Raw genomic sequence first — 20,942 nt, 5'->3', positions numbered from 1 at the left:
GTTGGGTGCGCCTGTCATGGCACATGACACGACTGATGACGGCATGCAAGCGTCTCGGCGGACGTTTCTGAAAGCGACCGGCGTGGCCACGGCAGCGGGTGCCACCGGCGCAGGTGTTGGAACCGCCGCGGCGCAACCGGACGTCGATTCGCTCGTCGGCGGCCTCACACTGGAGCAGAAAGCGGCCCAGATGACGCAGGTCGCGATTAGCTCCTTCGAGGCGGAACCCGAGGAATCGAATGTCCCCGACACCTTCGGGGTCGACACGGTCGGCGAGTATTTCAGCGAACTCGGCGTCGGGTCGATCCTCTCAGGTGGGGCCGAACCGCCGAGCTTCGACGGCGAGACCGTGGTTCAGGGAATCAATGCCCTACAGGAGTACAACCTGGAAAACGCCGACCACGACATCCCATTCCTTTAGGGCGTCGACGCGACACACGGGAACGGCCTGCTGGCAGGGGCAACGGTGTTCCCCCAACGGCTGAACATGGGTGCGACGCGCGACCTGAGCTTGATCGAGGCGGCCGAACGGCACACGAGCGACGCGACGGCGTCGATGGGCGCACACTGGACCTTCGCGCCAACGACTGATCTACAGCGGGACCCCCGCTGGGGCCGTTTCTTCAAGGGCATCAGCGAGGACCCGAAACTCGAAGCGGATGTCTCGCGGGTGCGAGCACGGGCGCTTGAGGACGACGACCGGCTGACGGCGTGTGTCAAACACTTCGCGGCCTACTCGATCCCGAACAACGGCAACGACCGCGCACCGGCCTCGACGTCCCTACGTGACCTCCGGACGAACATCCTCCCGCCGTACCGGGAGGCACTGAAATCCGAACCCGGGACGGTAATGGTCAACAGCGGGTCGATAAACGGGGTTCCGGCCCACGCCTCTGACTGGCTGTTGACGACGCTACTTCGGGACACCTACGGCTATGAGGGAATGGTCGTCTCAGACTGGGACGACCTGAACCGGATGATCACGAACCACGACTACGCACCCGACTTCGAGACGGCGACCGAGATGGCGATCAACGCCGGCGTCGACATGTACATGATCGGTAACGGCGGTGACGCGCCGGGCCCGGTTCAGTTCATCGACACCGTGGTCAGCCTCGTTGAAGACGGTGCGATTCCGATGGAGCGCATCGACGAGGCAGTCCGGCGGATCCTCGAACTAAAGGCCGACCTCGGCCTGTTCGAGCAGCCGACAGTCGACGAGTCCCGCATCGAGACCGTGCTCGGCGGCGCACAGGAGACCGCCGAGACGATGGCAAAGGAGTCGATGGTCCTCCTGAAAAATACAGATGACACGCTCCCGCTATCCGGCGACGAGAGCGTCCTGCTGACAGGCCCCGGCGTCGACAGCAACGGCAACAACACCCGCGCGCTGATGCAACACGGCGGCTGGACGCTCGGCTGGCAGGGGGCCAGCGCCGGCGGCCCGTTCCCGCGCCAGAACCTCCTCGAAGCGGAACTCCGCGCTCGCGTCGGCAGTCTCACGCACGTTTCCACCTCGTACGAGAACACCACCTGGTGGGCCGGCGAGGGCGACGGCGAGAACCAGCAGAGCGACGAGAACGGCAACTTCGACTTTACCGCCGAGCAGCGGTCACGGGTCGAGTCGGCTGGACCTGAATCCGATGTCGTCGTCGTCGTGCTCGGCGAGGGAACCCACAACGAAGGGTTCGGTGACCGGGACGAACTGGTGCTCGACGAGTCCCAGCAGGCGCTTCTCGACACCGTCGTCGAGTCCACCGACGATTCGACGCCGATCATCGGCGTCATGCTTGCCGGTTCGCCACGGGGGTCTCCAGAAACGTTTAGCCAGCTTGACGCCCTCCTGTTTGCCGGCCAGCCCGGCAGCGACGGCGGGGTCGCTATCGCCGAGACGCTGGTCGGCGAGTACAATCCCTCTGGGAAGCTCCCGTTCAGCTGGCCAGAGAACGTTGGTACCACACCCGTGCAGTACACCCGTTACGACCCAACATCGACAGGCGGGACAGATAACACCGCAATCTACGAGTACGGCCACGGGCTCTCCTACACCGACTTCGAGTACGAGAGCGTCTCGGTCACTCAGCCCACTGTCGGCAACCCGGCGAACCAGTCCGAGGTGACCGTCAGCGTCGAGGTGACAAACACCGGCCGGATGGCCGGCGAGCACATCGTCGAGGTGTTCAACACCCAGTCCTATGGCACAGTGCTCCAGCCGAGACGCCGGCTGCTCGGTTACGAGCGCGTCTCGCTGGGCCCCGGCGAGTTGACCACAGTCGACGTGACTGTCGACCTGACGGCGCTGGAGGTCGTTCCCGGTGACGTGCTCGGACTTGGCCCGAAGGTCGTCGAAGCCGGTGAGTACGAACTTACTGTCGGCCAAGACGGCCCGACGGCCACGCTCACGGTCCAGAACACGGCGAGCATCACCGATCCCGACCCCGTTCCGGGCCTCCCGGACGGGTCAGGGAGTACCCCCGGTCGGGGCAATAGTGGGAACAATGGTAACGGCAACAACACCAGCCGCGACCCCACCATGGAAGACGTCGTTGACCTGCTCGACGAGGTTCGTGGGAGACCCTGAGACAGGTCCCGCGACCTACGCCGGGGTGTTCCCGCCGGCGCACCGGACCCCGAATACCCACTACGCACAGACACATGCCGGCCCGCTCCCACACCCACCAATCATTATGTATGTTCGATTAGATTAGCTGAAACAGCGATCCAGTGACAGAGAATCAGCCAGCACGGTTTCAGCAGGACATCCATGCCTGACTCCACACGCCAACCCAGCGCGCCCGTTCGGGACCGACTCCAGCAGTATGGCCTCTCCGAGACGGAGGCGGAAACGTACCTCGCTGTGGTCGAAAAGGGACCGGCAACAGCCCGAACAGTGGCTGAAACGGCGGGGGTCTCCAAAAGCTACGTGTACGACATCTGTGATTCGCTCGCCGTGGACGGCTTCGTCAGCGTCGACGACCATCGGACGCCGACGGTCATTCGCGCGACGCCCCCGTCGGAGGCTTTCGGCGCGCTAAAACGCGAACTGGACACACTGGAGGCGGCAGTACAGACCCGATACGAGGACACCGCGGCCGAGAATAACACCTTCGAGGTGGTCAAGTCCCGACCGACCATCGTCAAACGGCTGGAGCAACACATCGAAGCGGCCGACTGCGAGGTTATCCTTCAGATCCCGGCCCGACGACTCCCCGATATCCGCGACCCGCTCCGCCGTGCCCGGGAGCGGGGCATCCTCGTGCTCCTGACACTGTCGAGTTACGACCGGGCGACGATGGAGTTGGACCTGAAGGAGATCGCCAACGCCGTCCGAATCGGCCTCGACGGCGCGCCTTCGTTGCTTGCGACGGACCAGCAGCGCGGGTTCGTCTCTCCGTCGACGATGCTCAGCTGGGACCACGACGAGACGAACGCGATCACGTTTACGCAAGAGGCTGTCGCATCAGTGTTGGTTGGTTCCTACCTGGGCAATTACTGGCCGATAGGCGAGGAGGTCCTCGTTTCGCGACCCCCGTCACTCCCGGCTCGGTACGATATGTTCCGCCCCGTCGTGTTCACGACCACGCTTGCGCTCCGGGCTGGTGAGTCCGTCGTCGCCGACCTGTACGCACGACCGACGGGCTCCGACGACGACTTCGAAGTGATATCCGGCGAGGTGGTCGGTGTCCGACAGAACCTCGTTGCGCCCCACAACAGCGATTTCGGGTTCGAGAATTCGCTGGTCGTCGATACCGGAGACAGCCGCATCACCGTCGGCGGATACGGTGCGTTCTTAGAGGACTACGAGGTCAAGCACACGACGCTCCGCCGGGCGTAGTTGTCACTCGGTTAGGCGGTCAATAAGCGCTGCTTCCGTGTCACGGTCAGGTCCGAACTCACGGCCGGTTCGGTCGTTTTCCAGATGTTCGGCGACGGTCACCGCCAATGCCGTTTCGTGGGGCGTCGACGACCAGCCCAGACCTCGGAGCTTTGCCGTCGACAGCAGATGCGGTGAGTCGCGGTAGATGGGGAAATCGTCGGGGGCAAGCCCCGCCGCCCTGAGTTCGCGCTCGCCGACGCCGATGGTCTCGACATCCGTCTCGTGCACTCTGGCAAGCAGGTCGACCCACTCCCGGAGCGTCGGCGCGTGCTCGTCGCCGACGTTGTAGGCCTCGCCAGCCGTCCCTCGCTCCGCGACGAGACGGAGCGCACTCGCCACGTCCTCGACGTAGGCCATCTGCCACAGGCTGAGGCCGTCGCTGGGAACGACGACCCGGTCGTATTCGGCCACGCGGTCGACCCAGTAGGCGAACCGCTCGGTGTAGTCGTAGGGACCGTACACGACGGTCGGCCGGACGCTCATCGCCTGTACGCCGTCCTCCGCGGCAGCGAACACTTCGCGGTCGCCTTCGGCCTTCCGTGGCCCGTAGGTCTCCGCGCTGTCAGTTGTGGCCTGCTCGGTAGTACAGCCTGCAAGCGGCGTCTCCCCCTCCCGCTTGGGCGTCCGTTCAGCCCCGTAGGCCGCGCCGCTTGAGATATACACGTACGCGCCGACATCGGCAAACACGTCGGTCGCCACTCGGACATCCTCCGGAAAGTACGCCACGCAGTCGACGACTACGTCCGGGTCGACCCGCTCCCGAGCAGTTTCGAGTGTGTCCCGCTCACGTCGGTCACCTTCGATGTGGGCAACCTCAGCGTTCGTGAACGGGTTCTGACGCCGTCCGCGGGTGAGCATTGTCACGTCGTAGCCTGCGTCGCGGAACTCGGTGACTGTGTGCCGACCGATGAACCGACCGCCGCCGATGACGAGGACACTGTCCATACGCCGTTCTCGGACGGGACCAGCAAAACAGTGTGGCTCACCGCCAGCGTCTGCCGCGGTCTGACAGTCGACACCGAGTGTTTGCTGGAGAGGCATGACGACCGACCCTCTCCAGAGAACAGCACGGCTGAAAAAACGAATGAGGTGCGCCCTCGCGTCTGTGGTCAGTTGCCGGCCGTCGCGTTCGTCACGTTCGTCGAGAACCCTGTATCGGCGCTTGACGTGTTCCCGCCCCTGCTCCGGCCAGTCTGCAGGATGATGGGTGTCCCTTCGTCGTCAGTCGCCAGGATGACCTTGTCCGAATCGTCGATGCTCTGGACGTACTGCTGTTTCAGCACGACCGGGTTGTCCCGAAGCGCCTCACCGCGAATCTCGATAACCCGGGCGTCGGCTTCGGCCTGAATCTCCTGCCGTTCCTTTTCGCGTTCGGCCTGTTGAATCTCGAATTTCTTCTCTTCGACGCGTTGCTTTGCGATTTCCTTGTCGTTGAGCGCCTGATCGTACGAGTCCGGGAGGTCAACGGTCCGAACCTGTACTTCTTCGAGGACGAGCGCTTCGCCCTCGAACGCGGATTCGAGTTTCTGCTGTGCCGCATCGCCAAGCCGCTCGCGGCCGTCGTTGGTGTATATCTCGCTCGTCTGGATACCGGCGGCCTCATCACGGAGCTGCGACCGGACGGACGGTCGAATAAGTCGCTCCTCCGCCTGGCCGACGGTCCGCCATTCGGTGACGAATCCCGACGCGTCTGTTTCTTCGATCTTGTACCGGACGGTGATGTCGATGTCGACCGTCGTCCCATTGATGGTCTGAACGGTCACCGCATCGGCTTGTGACGGTCTGTCGCCTTCGCCCTCGGTGTTGGCCATGGTGTAGGTCCGGGGTCGGATTTCCACGTCCTGAACCGAGTCCTTGACTGGCACGATGATGTGTGCGCCCGGCTGGAGTTGATCGCCGGTTACCGCGCCGAACGATTTCTGGACGCCGACGTGGCCTTCGGGGACCTGATGATAGCCACCGAACAGCGCCGTTGCGACAGCGAGGGCGACAACAACGCTGACGGCAATGCGGAGGCCACGGCCGACATCGATATCGATGTCCGACCCGGAATCGGGGTCAGGACCGGGGATGTCACTCATGCTGTGCTCCGATGCGATACGACGGGTGGTTGTACGGGGACCATGTCCAGCACTTTGGCCCGACAGCTATAGGACCAGCGATTGATTGTCACGGTGTCACATTACGACCACAGAACGCGGCTCTATTGTGGCGGAAAAACAGCGCCCTTGACGACGGACAAAACGTCGAACAGTGGCGCTTCAGTCGTCTGTCGAGGCGGCGAAGTCAGCCTCGGCGGCTTCGGCGCTCGCCGCGGCCTTGGCCGGCGGCTCGTTGCGCACGTCGTCGCGCTCGCGGTCGGCGATGACCTCAGCGTAAGCGTCGGGCATCACCTTCGTGAAGTTCTCAACTTCGGCGTCCCAGTCGTCAAGCAACTCCGCCGCTCGGTCGGAGTCGGTGTAGGCGGCGTGGTTTTCGACGAGTCGAGTAATCATCTGGCGGTCCTTGCCTTCGAGCGTATCGGCCAGAGACACCATGCCGGTGTTTGCCTTCGCTGCGAACTCGCCGTCGGGGTCGTAGACGTACGCGACGCCGCCGGACATCCCGGCCGCGAAGTTCTTGCCCGTCTCGCCCAGCACGACGATAGCGCCGCCGGTCATGTACTCACAGCCGTGATCACCGACACCCTCGACGACGCCTTTGACCCCGGAGTTTCGGACGGCGAAGCGCTCGCCGGCCATGCCGTTGACGTAGGCCTCGCCCTGCGTCGCGCCGTACAGCGCGACGTTGCCGATGACGATGTTCTCCGACGGATCGAAGGGGGCCTGATCCGGCGTGTTCACGATGAGCTTCCCACCGGAGAGCCCCTTGCCGACGTAGTCGTTGGCCGTCCCGGTCAGTTCCATCGTCACGCCCTGTGCGAGGAACGCGCCGAAGGACTGGCCGGCCGTGCCGTCGAAGTCGACCCGGATAGTGTCGTCCGCGAGGCCGTCACTTGCGTGCTCGCGGGAGATGCGGTTCGAGAGCGTCGCCCCGACCGCACGGTCGACGTTGGTGATATCGGTGTCGATAGCGACCGGGTCGCCGCTGTAGATGGCGTCCTCGGCGGCGTCGATGAGGTCCCAGTCGAGTTGTTCGTCGACCTCGTGGGTCTGCTCGCGCTGCTTGTAGCGGCCGTCGTTGTCGGCCGGCTCAGCGATGACTCCCGAGAGGTCGAGCTTCTGGGCCTTGGGCTGGCTCACGTCGTCGCGCTGCTTGAGTACGCTCGGTCGGCCGATCATCTCGTCGATAGTCTCGAAGCCGAGTTCGGCCATGATCTCGCGCAGTTCCTGAGCCACGAACGTCATGTAGTTGATGACGTGCTGTGGCTCGCCGGGGAAGCGCTCGCGGAGGTTCTCGTTCTGCGTGGCGATGCCGACCGGGCAGGTGTTTTCGTGGCACTGCCGAGCCATCACACAGCCCGAGGTGACCATCGAGGCGGTCCCGAAGGTGTACCCCTCGGCACCGAGCAGGGCGGCGACGGCCACGTCACGGCCGGTCTTCATGCCGCCGTCGGTGGTCACCTTGATGCGCGAGCGCAGGCCGGTGGCCCGGAGCATCTGATTGGCTTCTGAAACACCGAGCTCCCAGGGGAGCCCGGCGTTCTTGATTGAGGTCTTCGGCGACGCACCGGTCCCGCCGTCGTGGCCCGAGATGTGGACTACGTCGGCGTTGGCCTTGGCGACGCCAGCCGCGATGGTCCCGATACCGTCTTCGGAGACCAGCTTAACATTGATGTCAGCCTCGGGGTTTGAGGCCTTGAGGTCGTGGATGAGTTGCTTCAGGTCCTCGATGGAGTAGATATCGTGCAGCGGCGGCGGCGAAATGAGGCCGACGCCCGGCGTCGCGTACCGCACGTGGGCAATCATCTCGTTGACCTTCTTGCCGGGCAGGTGGCCACCCTCACCGGGCTTGGAGCCCTGTGCCATCTTGATCTGGAGTTCGTCAGCCGACGCGAGGTAGTCGGAGGTAACGCCAAAGCGGCCGGAAGCGACCTGCTTGGTCGTACACTCCTTCTCGGTGTCGAACCGTTCGGGCGGTTCGCCGCCTTCGCCGGTGTTGGCGTTGGCCCCGAGCCGATTCATTGCGATGGCGTTGTTCTCGTGCATCTCGGGCGATAGCGACCCGAGCGACATCGCCGCGGTCTCGAAGCGCTCGACAATGTCGTCGACCGGCTCGACATCCTCGATAGGGATGGACTCGCGGTCGGAGTCGAATTCGAGTAGGCCACGCAGCGTCTGGAGTTCCTCGTTCTGGTCGTTGACCAGTTCGGCGAACTCTTTGTACGTATCGTAGTCGCCCATCCGGACGGCTTGCTGGATCTTGCCGACCGTGTTGGGGTTCCACTGGTGGTGGATGCCGTTCGAGCGGAACTCGTACTCGCCCTGTCGCGGCATATCGGGCTCTTCCTCGCTCCAGGCGACATCATGGCGCTGGGTGAGGTCGTCCTCGATTTCCTCGATACCGATACCGTCGGTTCGGCAGGTCGTCCCCTCGAAGTACTCGGCGATGAAGTCCGAGGAGAGGCCGACGGCCTCGAAGATCTGGGCACCCTGATAGGACTCGACCGTGGAGATACCCATCTTGGCCATCGTCTTCAGCAGGCCGTCCTCAACGGCAGTGATGTAGGCATCGATGGCATCAGCCAGATCCGCGCCGTCCGGTCCGGCCACCAGGTCCTCGATGGTCTGGTAGGCCAGGTACGGGTTGACGGCCCCAGCTCCGTAGCCGATGAGCGTCGCGAAGTGATGGACCGCACGCGGGTCACCGGACTCGACGACGAGCCCGACGTGGTTGCGGAGACCGTTGCGGACGAGATGGTGGTGGATGCCACCGACGGCAAGGAGGCTCGGAATCGGCACGCGGCCTTCGCTGGCCGCACGGTCCGAGAGCACGAGAATGTCGTGTTCCCGTGCTGCGGCGTCGGCTTCGGCCCGCACGTCTTCGACGGCCTGACGAAGGTCGCCGCCCTCTTTGTAGGTGATATCGATGACCTTCGTGGACATGCCGTTGGCGTTCAGGTCCTTGATAGACTGCGTCTCCTCGTCAGTGAGGATTGGCGAGTCAAGCACGAGCTGGCGGGCGTGGCCCTGGCTCTCGTCGAGGATGTTACGCTGATGGCCCAGCCGGGACTCCAGTGAGGTAACGAGTTCCTCGCGGATGTAGTCAAGCGGCGGATTCGTCACCTGAGCGAACAGCTGCTTGAAGTAGGTGAACAGCGGGCGGTTGAACTGCGAGAGAACCGACAGTGGCGTGTCATCGCCCATAGAGCCGACGGGGTCTTTCCCCTTCTCGGCCATCGGCTCAATGAGGTGGTCGACCTCGTCGTACGTGTAGCCGTACATGGCCTGCTGGCTCCGGAGCGCGTCCGACGGGTCCCGAGGTGCGTTGTCCTCGCGGTTGGCAACCTCGTCGATGTCGACCTGTTCTTCGGCGACCCACTCACCGTACTTGTCGTCGGCGATGTCGTCGAACACTTCCTCGTCGGGGATGACGCGACCCTCTTCGGGGTCAGCGAGGAAACACTGTCCAGGCTGGAGACGCCCGCGTTCCTGAATCTCGCTGGGGTCGTGTTCCAGTGCGCCGGCTTCAGAAGACATCACGAGCGTGTTGTCCTCCAGTACATCGTAACGGCACGGACGGAGGCCGTTCCGGTCCAGCACAGCGCCGATACGGTCGCCGTCGGTGGCTGCGACGAGGGCCGGGCCGTCCCAGGGTTCGACCAGCGAGGCGTGGTAGTCATAGAAATCACGCCGGTCGCCAGTCACGTCGTTCATCTCGCCGCGCCAGGCCTCGGGGATGAGCATCCGGAGGGCGTGGGGGAGGTCACGGCCACCCTGAAGCAGGAGTTCGAGCGCGTTGTCGACGCTCGCGGTGTCTGATTGCTCGGGGTCGTCGATGATGGGCTTGATCTTCTCCAGATCGCCCTCGAACTCGTCGCTCTGGATGTCGGTTTCCCGAGCGCGCATCCAGTTGATGTTCCCCTGAATCGTGTTGAACTCGCCGTTGTGGATGACGCGACGATACGGATGGGCGAGGTGCCATGCGCCCAACGTGTTCGTCGAGAATCGGGCGTGGACCATCGCGAACGTCGACTGCATCTGCTCGTCTTCGAGGTCAGGGTAGTAGTCTTCGAGTTGTTCGGCCTTGAGCAGGCCCTTGTACACCACGACATCGGTTGCAAGCGAGACGACGTAGAATCGTTCGTGGCCCGGCGGCTTTTTTTCCTCGACGGTGTTTTCGAGCGCCCGGCGGCCGATGTATAGCTGGTTCTCGAAGGCGTCCCCGGTTTTTCCTGTCGCGGAGGTAACAAAGAACTGAACGATGTCGGGCTCGGATTCGAGCGCCGTCGCGCCAAGATCGCTGTTGTCCGTGGGAACGTCGCGCCAGTCGAGGACATCGAGGCCCTCAGCGGCGAGTTCCGTCTCGACGAGGTCTTTCAGACTCTCGGCGACCTCGTCGTCTTGCGGGAGAAAGAGCGTGCCGACGGCGTACTCGCCAGCGGGTGGCAGGTCGGCGTCGACTTCGGCAGCGAAAAACTCGTGTGGAATCTGGAGCATGATGCCTGCTCCGTCGCCCGTATCTTGCTCTGCTCCTGTCGTCCCTCGATGTTCGAGGTTGTCGAGGAGTTCGAGTCCGTCCGATACAACCCAGTGGTCGCTCTGGCCGTCGAGGTCCATGACGACCCCGACACCACAGTTCGACCGTTCGTCCGTGGGATCTGCAAGCCCGGCGTCGCCTGCAGAGAGACCTGTCTGTCGCTCAACCATGTGTTTCACGACTGGGGATGCCACTATAAGAGGGTAATCCTAATGGTATTAGTGTTGTTTAACCCCACATTAGGGAATATATATTTATAACGATTGTTCGAACTGTATCATCATTTATAAACAGTCGTCTGCAGGCCGGCGGTTCACTTGGTGTTCAGCCGAGCACGGGTGCAGATGACTGCTCGATACCAGAAACGTAGGCCGTCATGTCAGTTGTCGTTAACATTCCAACGACTCCTTCCGTCTCATCAACGACAGGAAGGTGGTGGACACTGTGGTCCAACATCACGCTTGCGGCCGCCTCAACCGGGTCGTTTGCCGTTACTGTAACCAGATCCGTCGTCATGAATTCGGACACGTCTAACCCCGCCGTATCGCCACCCTTTGCGGCGATTTCGACAAAGTCCGTGGAGGTGAGAATCCCCAGCAACGCTCCGTCAGCGTCGACGACAACAACAGAACTGATGTTCTCGTCAAGCATCCGCTTGGCGACCGCTTTCGCGTTCGCGTCGGCGGCAACAGTGGTGACAGGCGATGACATAATTCGTCCGACAAACACGTCGTCCATGACAGTCGATAACATAAGCCGAGATATAACCGTGTTGGTTCCGGATATCTATCCATTTCACCTGCTGAGAAATATATAAGGTCTTAATATTTTGCGCTCGCCACAACGTATGCACCCCTTCAACTATTGGCCTCCTGTCTCCGAGATCCCACTCCAACTGGTCGGTTGCATCAGGGCTGTCGGCCTTCCATTGCTGTCGTAAACTGTCTGTAGAACTGTATTTCCTACGACGGTATCTGTTCGCCGTTTGGCGTTTGTATGACTGTAGTCTGACGGCGATTTATATACATAGGGACAGCAGTGATTATCGGGGGCACGGAGGAAAATGTCACACGCTCCCCGACCCCATCCTTCCTTCATACTGCTAGCTGTACCTTCGTGAGAACGCATACTCCCTCAGCGGTGGCAATATGCTTCACGGCAGTATCAGCCGGCATCTATCTATACAAGCCCATCGTATATGAATTAAACCATGTCTGGTCATGCTCCCAGCGTCGCTATCGCCTGTCAGGGCGGCGGCAGCCACACCGCGTTCACCGCCGGCGCGCTGAAGCGACTGCTACCCGCTGTCAACGCTAATTACGAACTCGTGGGACTGAGCGGAACCTCCGGTGGCGCACTCTGTGCGGTCACCGCGTGGTACGGCCTGCTCAGCGCCGGCCCTGACCGCGCGGCCGACATGCTGGATGATGTCTGGTGCGACGTCGCCGCGACCGACCCTGGCGAGTTTCTAGTCAATGAGTCGCTCGTTTGGCGCTCGCGCCTCCGGCAACTCATGTTCCCCATCCCGGAGGTCTCGCCGTACGCAGTGCCGGGCAATGCCGGCCAAGATTGGTATCTGGACCTGCTCGACCGACACATCGACTTCGACGACTTCGACTCGCTCGCGGCTGCGACCCCGCCGCACGTGACCATCGGTGCGGTTGACCTCAACAGCGGCAAGTTCGAAACCTTCTCAGACGACGCCATCACCCCGGAGACGGTGCTCGCATCCGCCGCGTATCCGCTGCTGTACGAGGCCGTCGAGATGAACGACCACTGGCACTGGGACGGCCTGTTCTCGCAGAACCCGCCAGTCAAGGAGTTCCTGACCAGCGAGCGGCCAAAGCCCGACGAACTCTGGGTCATCCAGATCGAGCCACAGACCTACGACGGCGTCCCGACCTCGCTGGCGGAAATCACCGACCGCCGGCAGGAACTGTCCGGAAACATCTCGCTGAATCAGGAACTAGACTTCATCGAAACAGTGAACGACTGGGTACGGGCTGGCTATCTCCCCGACGAATACAGACACGTCGAGATCCGACACCTGCGACTCGCCAGGAAGCACACTCCGTCTTCGAAGGTGGACCGTGACCCGCGGTTCATCGAGGACCTGCTCGAACGCGGCGAGCGCGAGGCCGACGACTTCCTGAACCGGATCGCCTGATGCCCACTCGCTCCGCTCGGGCCCGTTCAGTAGCTCTTGGCGAAGTAGGCCGTCTCCTCGGCGTCCTCACCACAGATGGCGCAGTCCTCGTGGATCGGCTCCTCGTCGCGGTCAAGGGGCACCATCACGATTTCGGCCGCGATAGCGTCCTTGATCGGCTCCTCGCAGTCCTCGTCGCCACACCAACCACATTTCACGTAGCCGCCGTGCTGGCCGATAGTGCCGAGGATTTCCTCGCGGGACTCAGCCTCACGGATTTCGCCTTCCAGCGTCTCCTCAGCGCTGGCGTATAGCTTGGCGTGGACGGTGTCGAGGTGGTCGGTAACGGTGTCGGCGATGCCGTCGCGGTCGACCGTCTCGGTTTCGCCGTCGGGCCGGTGGACCAGCGTGGCCTCACCGTCCTCAACCTCGTGGGGGCCGATTTCGACACGGAGGGGAACGCCGTGGAGTTCGTGTTCGTTGTACTTGAATCCGGGATTGCGGTGTTCGCGGTCGTCAAGTTCGACCCGGACGCCGGCCTCGTCCAGTTCGGCGGCGAGGTCGGCGGCGTAGTCGATGACCTCGTCCTTGTTGTCCTCCTGCCAGATGGGGACGACGACGACCTGATCGGGGGCGAGCGCTGGTGGAAGGACGAGCCCCTGGTCGTCGGAGTGGGTCATGATGAGCGCACCCATCGCGCGCCAGGACAGTCCCCACGAGGTCGTGTGGGCCGTGTTCTCCTCCTCGTCGGCGTCGGCGTAGGTGATGTCGAACGCCTCGCCGAAGGAGGTCCCGAGGTAGTGGGAGGTGGCGGCCTGCACGGTCTTGCCGTCGGGCATCAACGTCTCGATGGTAGTCGTCGTGTGCGCGCCGGGGAATTTATCGTGAGGGGGCTTGCGGCCCTTCAGCGGCGGCATCGCCATGACCTCCTCGTAGAGGCGGGCGTACTGGTCCAGACGGGTCATCGTCTCCTCCCACGCGCCGTCCTCGTCGGCGTGGGCGGTGTGACCCTCCTGCCAGAGGAACTCCTTGGTGCGGAAGAACGGCTTCGTCTCCGTTGCTTCCCACCGGACGACTGAACACCACTGGTTCAGCCGCATCGGGAGGTCCCGGTGCGATCGAGTCCACTGTGCCATGAACGGCGCGATGATGGACTCGCTGGTGGGCCGGACGGCGAGCCGCTCTTCGAGTTCATTGTGGCCGCCGTGGGTTACCCACGCCACCTCGGGGTCGAACCCTTCGACAACGTCTTTCTCTTTCTCAAGATAGCTCTCGGGGATAAACAGTGGGAAGTAGGCGTTCTGCACGCCAGTGTCCTTGAACCAGCCGTCGAGGTTGTTCTGGATACGCTCCCAGATAGCGTAGCCACGTGGGCGCGTAACGATGAACCCGCCCATAGGGGCGTAGTCCGCGAGGCCGGCCTTCTGGACGACCTCGGCGTACCACTCGCCGGGTGAATGCTCCTTGCTCTCGGTGATGCCGAGTTCCTGCTCGCCACTCATTAGGTGTGTCGTGGCCCACGGCGCTAATAAACTCCCCGAAGGGTGGTGAGCCGCTGGCACGCCGACCGACCCAGTTCGATGCCCCACTCCGCGCCGCGAGGACCGTTGTATCGGGGCCGGTATCAGGCCTGTTCAGCCCGAATGGAGAGGGCATCTCCGGGCCCAGGAGTGCCGAAAGTTGACGCCGCGGACCCGCCACGAAGGAACAGTTCCTGATACGGGTCGTCCCCGCCTGCTGACCCCGGGACGATAGCGAGGGACCCTTCCGGAACGTTCGACACAGCGTCCCTGACGACGGCCTCACAGGACTCGCCGTTGAGTTCGACAGTGACTGTGTCGCTCTCCGGTGTGAACGCTGAGTGGCGGATCGAGGTCTTGACGTTCCCGTAGCCGTCGACGTGACAGACCACGGACTCGGGCGGGGCCGGCACGTCGTCGAGTGACCGCTCCGCCCCGAGAGATGAGTGATTCCCGTTTGCGATTTCGGCGACGCGGCGCGGGAACACGTCCCGCGAGCGGAACTGACCGGTGTCCGCCGGCAGTTCGATCTCACGGAAGGTCGCGGCGTGGTCGGAAATAAACGAGAGGTTGTAGCCGGCATCGACGGCGACGACGGGGACGCCGTTGTCCAGTTCGAGATAACAGAGCGCCCCGCCGGTGTCGGCTCGCTCCGGCGTCGACTCTGTCGTTCGTGGTGCCGTGTTCGAGTAAAGCAGCAGGTCGTCGAACGTCGGATTGTGGACGCCGAGTTGCGCGATCCAGAATCCAGTGGCGACCGTCGAGAATGGCTTGACTTCGGTCGACTGAACGGTCATCGTCGGGTCAGCGGCAGTGAGACGATGGACGACTTCTGAGAAGGCCGGGTCGGCCGGGCCGTAATCCGCGATTAGCTGAACGAACGTGCTCATGTGAAGCTCCGGTCACCACCACGTCGGTACGCCTGTATAATCTTGTGCCTTGGTACCAGATGCAGAACTATCGAGCGTCCCTGACGACGCCGACTCAGGCACCGATTGTCGTCAGGGAGGCGATGGAGTCGGCGACGCGGCGTTCCATCCCTGTCCCAGCGAATCCCGGCACGGGGTCGACACCCTGTGCGTAGAACTCCGATTCGCTTTCGACAAACTCGACGCAGAGTGCCCGCGCGCCGAAGCGGTCTAGCAACTCCCGGACGCGGGCCGCAAGCGTCACCTCGACGGTCTCCTCGCTGATGATACGGTCCAGCCCGGACACTTCCGACCGGACCTGAATCGCTCGCAGATGGGTTTCGCGGCCGTCGTTGACGGCGAAGTACTTGTACTCCACCGGCTCCTTCTGAACACAGGCCTGGTAGAAATCACCCTCGTCACTGTTTACCGGCACACCGTCCCAAGAGTAGCGAGTGCGGGGGATGTAATCGCAGTCGGGCTTCTCGAACCAGACGGTCGGCACCTGACAGCCGACCTGCTCCAGTCCGTGCAGGGCGACGAGTCGGCAGGCAAGCGCCGTCGTCGGCAGGAACCCGTTCCACGTCTCAACGCCAACGCTGTCGGCGTACCGAAGGGCGCTGAATGACTCCGGCCCGAGCGTTGTATTGACGAGTGCAGATAGGTCGTCGATATCGGCTTTGGCCACCGGGTTTCCGGGGCGGAGAAACTGGATTTCAAACCCCCGAGCGGAGAGCCGCTCTGCGACGGCACCAAACACCGGGTGTTCAGGCTCGCAGATGAAGCCGATGCAGTCCATACCGCCACGTCTCAGCGGTCCGATAAAAAAGTCGCGCAAAACCGAACGACTGAGGCACCGTGGTTGCGAAGTGACGGCTTGATGAACCTGCTCAGTATTGGAGGGCATTCCGGTGCCGAGAGCTGGGACATCGTCGCCGTCGTTGTCCTCTCTGCCGTGGCCGGTGCAGTCCTGTGCGGACTCGCCCTGGCCGCGTACCGACAGCGCGGGACGCGTGCATATCTGCTGATTGCGCTCGCACTCACCGCGCTGTTCGTCCGCCCACTCATTGCGCTGCTATCTGGGTTTTCAGTGGTTTCAGCACCGACCCACCATCTCCTCGAACACGCGCTCGATACCGTCTTTGTCGTGCTCGTCCTCGGCGCAGTGTACTACGCCCGGACAGTCGAGAAGCGCCTCGATGAGGAGGGACTATGAGCGACACCAGAGCCCGAATCCATCGGCATATCGAGTCGAATCCAGGCGTCCACTTCCGAGAATTAACACGGGCGCTGGACCTCGCAACGGGACAGGTTCAGTACCATCTGGCTCGACTCGACCGCGTTCACAGCGAGTCGGTCAACGGGCGGACGCACTACTACACGTCGTCGTTTGACTCCTGGGAGCGCCACGCCATCGCTTTCCTCCGGCGGGAGACGGCGAGGGATATTCTCGTTACGCTCATAGAGCGCGAAACCGCTCGCCCCGACGAGGTAGCCGACCACCTTGATATCGCCCGGAGTACGCTCGAACACCACCTGCGCGGTCTGGTCGAATACGACATCGTCGAAAAGCGTCGAGACAGTGGTCGGGTGACGCTGGCGCTCTGCCGGCCGGACCTGACGGTCGAACTGCTCGCGGCAGTTGAGCCCACGGTATCCAGCCGCCTGTCGGGCCGCTTCACCCGGCTACTCGACCGGCTGTTCGAGAGCGAGTAGCCCGGTTTCCGCGGGCAGTGGGTGCTTTCGAGTCCTGTACCACAACCCAATTGGACCGGCAGTCCATAGAGTGGGTGATGACTGAACGTGGGATTTCCCGACGCGAATTCGCCAAGAGCGCCGTCGCCATCGGCGGCACCGCGGCGCTGGCCGCCTGTCTCGACCGCGGGTCGGGAACAATACCCAGGGGAACCGACGACCTCTCGTCTCTCCCGGCGCGTCAGCACGCCTGGGACGCGTCGCTGGCGACCGACGACGCGGGGAACCACCGACTGTCGCGACACCACGTCCTCCTATTGCTTGACTACGCCAGCGACGGACCGCCGACCGATGCCGACCGCGAGCAGGTCGAAGCGGCGCTTCGAGACCTCGAACGAGCCTACGAGTGGAGCAACGAGGGGCTGCTGTTCACGCTCGGGTACAGCCCGACCTACTTCGACCGCTTTGAGGCCGACGTAGCCGGTGTCGACCTGCCCGAACCAATGGCGCTTGCCCCCTTCGAGGACCCAGAACTCGACACACCAGACGCACTGCTACACCTCGCGAGCGATGACGAGCGGGCCGTTATCGCCGCCGAGGAAGCGCTGAAAGGCAACCGAGACACGGTGAACGACCACGAGATGAGCGCTACCTTCGAGGGTGTCCTGCGCGAGGCGGAGCGCCGGACGGGATTCGTCGGCGCCGGTCTGCCCGCCGAGAATCAAGACGTCGACGGGGTTCCGGACTCCGAACCGGTTCCCGAGGAGGCCCCGCTGTTCATGGGATTCAAATCCGGGTTCAAGGAGAACCAGGCTTCCGAGGACCGGGTAACGGTCGATTCGGGGCCGTTCGCCGGCGGCGCGACCCAGCACCTCTCGAAAATCCGGCTGCAACTCCAGCAGTGGTACGAACAGGACTCCCGAGACCAGCGCGTCTCGAAGATGTTCTGTCCGGCCCACGCCGCCGAGGACAAGGTCGAAGGCGTCGGCGAGAACCTCGGCACTGACAACGGTGCCGGTGAGTGCCCAGAAGACGTGGTCGACAGCGGCCGGCGAGAGGGCGTTGTCGGCCACGCACAGAAGATGTCCCGCGTCAGAGAAGACGGAACACCGACGCTCCTCCGCCGGGACTTTAGTTCGACCGACGGCGGTGAAGCGGGATTGCACTTCCTCTCGCTACAGCGTTCTATCGCCGACTTCGTCGCGACAAAACAGGCGATGAACGGCACCGATGTCGCGAACGACTCCGCTGTCGGGCAGCGAGTGAACAACGGTATCCTCCAGTATATGACGGTCACGCGACGCGGGAACTACCTGCTCCCGCCACGCTCGCTGCGTTCCCTGCCCCGAGCGAACCCGGACACGTGAGCGGTAGGCGGAGCCACGCAGTCCTGCTTTCGGCCGCCGTACCAGAACGGTCTTTCAGATGAGGACCCAAAGACGGTCTATGAATCGACGACAGTTCCTCGCCAGTGCCGGCCTCGCCGGCACGACGGTCCTGGCGGGGTGTGGCTCGCTGAGTTCCCAGTCGACACGCGCTCCACCGCTGGTCGAGAACCGCCCTGACGCCACGTACCGCCCAACCCACGCAGAGGGGATGGGGATGGCCGGCATAGCGCAGGCGGGCGAGTACATGGTCGGACTGAGCTACTCCTTTCCCCACCGGTTCTGGACAGTAACCGGGACGACAGCCGAAAAGGTCGACATCCGGAGCGAGGACAGCGTCCACCTGATGGCGACTATCTGGGACCCCGAAACGGAAATGGTACTCCCAGTGTCCGCCGGCCTCTCAATCACAATCGAGCGCGACGGCGAGACAGTCGCCGACAAGTCCCCGTGGCCGATGATCTCCCAGAACATGGGGTTTCACTACGGCGACAACTACGCACTCGGCGGCGACGGCGTCTATCAGCTCTCGGTCCGCGTCAACGGGATGGGCGAGCGCCGGCTGGGTGCCCTCGAAGGCGGTTCAACGAGGCCGGCGAGGCGACGGTCGAATTCGACTTCGCCCAGAACACGCGCGACCAGCTCTCCTTTGAGGAGTTCCCGGACTCACAGGGCGAACGCGCGGCGGTCGACCTGATGAACATGGATATGGTGCCAACCTCGCAGGTCCCCGAAGTGTCGGCCCTGCCCGGAACGGTCCTCGGGACGGACAAAGGGAGTGACGGCGTCTACGCCGTTACGTGGCTGCAGGACGCGGCGTTCCTTGCCGACGGTGAGTCGTACCTCGCCGTCTCGGCTCGGACACCGTACAACCGCGTTCCCCTCCCGATGATGTCCCTCGACGGAACCGTAGAGGCCGACAGCGAGACGCTGTTTGAAGACGCGCTGACCGCCGCGGTCCACCCCGAACTCGGATATCACTACGGCGCAATCGTCGAGACAGCAGCGCAAGCGCCGTCCGTCAGTGTCGACGTCGTCGCCCCGCCACAGGTGTCTCGTCACGAGGGATACGAGACAGCGTTCCTGACGGCGCCTTCGTTCTCGTTTGCCAGCGGCTAACCGCGATTAATCCATCCATTCGACGTAGTCCGGACACTCGTCGCATTCCACGCGGGTCGCCCATCTCTCACCGCGGTCGTGGTTCAACGGCGCCACCTTGGTGACGTTGACGTTCACTGAGCCGCATTTCGGACACTGTCCTGGTATTTTGGAGTTGGACATCGTCTGGTTTCCTCTTGGCTAATACACAATTCTCAGTTGTCAGTAATGTTATTTTCCCCCTGAATTACACCCAGGCCGGCAGCGTACAACTCACAGCACAGTCAACACTGACTGTAGAACAGAACCGGCCAGTTGCGGTTCTCGGAGGCTACATGGTCAGTACAATGGTAACTACCCAATAGGGAGACGGAGAGGGATGTGAACGGCCGCTCCAGCAATACCCAGAGGCTGCAGTAGACTGCAACACCACGCTTACGGCCCCCTTTCAGTCAGTCGAACCACTCGGTGTAATCGTGACAATCGCGGCACTCGGCACGGATACTCCACTCGTCTCCGCGCTCGTGAAAGGACGGTGCAACCCTGTGTATCCGGACAGCGACTACTCCGCACTCTGGACACTGACTCGGAACCGGCTCACCAAACATGCATTGGGACTATCTGTATAGTCGGCTCAATTGAATCCGGCGAATTTCGGCGTTTCAGCGTTCAATTGCCTGCTCCACGTTGTAAACGCCGGCTATGAGCGTTATCTCCCGGAACTGGCGGAACCAGTCACGCGCTCGGACGGCGGAGCCGTGCGAGCGCTTGATTGAGGAGTTGACGGACTCGGTCTGTGATCGCTGACCATAGAGCTCGTCGTCTATTCGGGCGTTGTGTGCGTGATCGTAAGGAGCGAAAACACGGTGCTTGATCAGCGGACGAATCCCGGCGTTTCGAAGCTCCTCACGGAAGCTCATGTCATCATAGCCTTTGTCAGCGGCCAAGCTTCGAAGGTCGCCCGCGTTCCGCAGGGCGACCTTCGGGCCGATCTTGGTTTCGTCAGGCCACTTCGTGCTGCAGTGTAAGTCAAGAATTGCTCCCTCAGCTGTATCTACGAGAAACGTCGTCTGGATCGTTTTGACGGAACGATCAATCCGTCGCAAGTAGTGAGACGATGCCTGCTGACGGTCGAAGTAGGTGGCATCAATTGCGGCGTGACCATTCTGGTCCAGCAGCTCCGCCGACCGGCGGAGCAGCTGTCGCCAGACAGTCATCGATGCCCGTTTGAACGCCTTACACAGCGTCGAAGGCGCGGGAAACTCCCCGCGTTGAAGATTCAATACCGCTCGAACACGTTCCATCTCTTCGGCCCAGTCGATGATTTCCTCGTACTCCGCGCTCATGTGTTCGCGCAGATAGAGCAAGACTGCGTGCTTCCAGCCGGCAAACCCGTTGCCGGCTGGATCACTCAGTTCCATCAGCGCAGCGTCAGTAAGCTTTTGAGCGAGCGAAGCCACTTGCTTCACGAAGCGGAAGAGGGTGTTGTGCATAACATTACTCTCCCGCTTCATACCCGTGATTCTAACGACCTATCCCGGCGCCGTCTGTGGATTCAATTGAGCCGTCGTGTTCTCATCGGGCGGCCAGATACGGAAGGAGCAACGCGTGTCTGTCGAGCGGCTCCGATGCCACCGGTCGGTTTCGGTGCGTGAGAATTCCCAGTATGCCTTT

The 20,942-nt window shown here is 62.7% G+C and carries 13 protein-coding genes and 2 pseudogenes; 7 read left to right on the top strand and 8 right to left on the bottom strand.

The genetic code is table 11. From position 1 onward, the window contains the following. Positions 1 to 16 precede the first annotated feature (16 nt). A pseudogene (locus BDK61_RS24320) lies at positions 17 to 2,581 on the top strand (beta-glucosidase). Between the two features lie 183 nt (positions 2,582 to 2,764). Then, on the top strand, positions 2,765 to 3,835 hold the full coding sequence (locus BDK61_RS05980) for a TrmB family transcriptional regulator (protein ID WP_121302627.1): 1,071 nt from the start codon (positions 2,765 to 2,767) through the stop codon (positions 3,833 to 3,835). 3 nt (positions 3,836 to 3,838) lie between these two features. Here BDK61_RS05980 and BDK61_RS05975 read toward each other — a convergent pair whose 3' ends face one another. From BDK61_RS05975 to BDK61_RS05960, 4 genes are all read right to left on the bottom strand, one after another. Then, positions 3,839 to 4,822: an NAD-dependent epimerase/dehydratase family protein gene (locus BDK61_RS05975; protein WP_208644662.1), complete on the bottom strand. Its 984-nt coding sequence runs from the start codon at positions 4,820 to 4,822 to the stop codon at positions 3,839 to 3,841. A gap of 164 nt (positions 4,823 to 4,986) precedes the next feature. Then, complete coding sequence (locus BDK61_RS05970; RefSeq protein WP_121302623.1) at positions 4,987 to 5,958, bottom strand: prohibitin family protein; 972 nt, start codon at positions 5,956 to 5,958, stop codon at positions 4,987 to 4,989. 180 nt (positions 5,959 to 6,138) lie between these two features. Next, entirely contained in the window at positions 6,139 to 10,686 is a 4,548-nt protein-coding gene (gltB, locus tag BDK61_RS05965; protein WP_121302621.1) for a glutamate synthase large subunit, read from the bottom strand. 154 nt (positions 10,687 to 10,840) lie between these two features. Next, on the bottom strand, positions 10,841 to 11,254 hold the full coding sequence (locus tag BDK61_RS05960; RefSeq protein WP_049938701.1) for a CBS domain-containing protein: 414 nt from the start codon (positions 11,252 to 11,254) through the stop codon (positions 10,841 to 10,843). Positions 11,255 to 11,726: 472 nt separating this feature from the next. Between BDK61_RS05960 and BDK61_RS05955 the strand changes: the two genes are divergently transcribed. Next, the gene (locus BDK61_RS05955; RefSeq protein WP_121302619.1) at positions 11,727 to 12,683 is read left to right on the top strand and encodes a patatin-like phospholipase family protein; all 957 of its coding nucleotides are present in this window, start codon (positions 11,727 to 11,729) and stop codon (positions 12,681 to 12,683) included. A gap of 26 nt (positions 12,684 to 12,709) precedes the next feature. On the opposite strand, the gene proS is transcribed toward BDK61_RS05955, so the two are convergent. The 3 genes from proS to BDK61_RS05940 form a co-directional block, all read right to left on the bottom strand. Further along, entirely contained in the window at positions 12,710 to 14,164 is a 1,455-nt protein-coding gene (gene proS, locus BDK61_RS05950; protein WP_007188296.1) for a proline--tRNA ligase, read from the bottom strand. 122 nt (positions 14,165 to 14,286) lie between these two features. Then, the gene (locus BDK61_RS05945; protein ID WP_121302617.1) at positions 14,287 to 15,072 is read right to left on the bottom strand and encodes an SAM hydroxide adenosyltransferase; all 786 of its coding nucleotides are present in this window, start codon (positions 15,070 to 15,072) and stop codon (positions 14,287 to 14,289) included. 94 nt (positions 15,073 to 15,166) lie between these two features. Next, positions 15,167 to 15,889 carry a hypothetical protein gene (locus BDK61_RS05940; protein ID WP_121302615.1) on the bottom strand — a complete coding sequence of 241 codons (723 nt, stop codon included), beginning with the start codon at positions 15,887 to 15,889 and terminating at the stop codon, positions 15,167 to 15,169. An 81-nt stretch (positions 15,890 to 15,970) separates the two neighbouring features. Here BDK61_RS05940 and BDK61_RS05935 point away from each other — a divergent pair, with 81 nt between their 5' ends. The 4 genes and pseudogenes from BDK61_RS05935 to BDK61_RS05920 all read left to right on the top strand — a co-directional run bounded on the left by BDK61_RS05935 (position 15,971) and on the right by BDK61_RS05920 (position 19,289). Further along, positions 15,971 to 16,306 (top strand): DUF7471 family protein, encoded by a 336-nt coding sequence (locus BDK61_RS05935; RefSeq protein WP_007188293.1) that lies wholly within the window; start codon positions 15,971 to 15,973, stop codon positions 16,304 to 16,306. Next, on the top strand, positions 16,303 to 16,806 hold the full coding sequence (locus tag BDK61_RS05930; protein WP_121302614.1) for a winged helix-turn-helix transcriptional regulator: 504 nt from the start codon (positions 16,303 to 16,305) through the stop codon (positions 16,804 to 16,806). Before BDK61_RS05935 ends, BDK61_RS05930 begins: the two co-directional genes overlap by 4 nt. A gap of 77 nt (positions 16,807 to 16,883) precedes the next feature. Beyond that, positions 16,884 to 18,152: a DUF7405 family protein gene (locus tag BDK61_RS05925; protein WP_121302612.1), complete on the top strand. Its 1,269-nt coding sequence runs from the start codon at positions 16,884 to 16,886 to the stop codon at positions 18,150 to 18,152. Between the two features lie 79 nt (positions 18,153 to 18,231). Beyond that, positions 18,232 to 19,289 (top strand): annotated as a pseudogene (locus BDK61_RS05920) (DUF7350 domain-containing protein). A 641-nt stretch (positions 19,290 to 19,930) separates the two neighbouring features. Here the strand turns inward: BDK61_RS05920 and BDK61_RS05915 are convergent. Continuing rightward, a complete protein-coding gene (locus BDK61_RS05915; RefSeq protein ID WP_121301968.1) occupies positions 19,931 to 20,782 on the bottom strand; it encodes an IS5-like element ISHma10 family transposase in 852 nt (283 codons plus the stop codon). Between the last annotated feature and the right edge of the window lie 160 nt (positions 20,783 to 20,942).

It is taken from the genome of Haloarcula quadrata, from assembly GCF_003634715.1.
Taxonomy (GTDB): Archaea; Halobacteriota; Halobacteria; order Halobacteriales; family Haloarculaceae; genus Haloarcula; species Haloarcula marismortui.
Note: the sequence above shows the minus strand (reverse complement) of the source record. Positions and strands in the feature narration are given on the sequence as shown.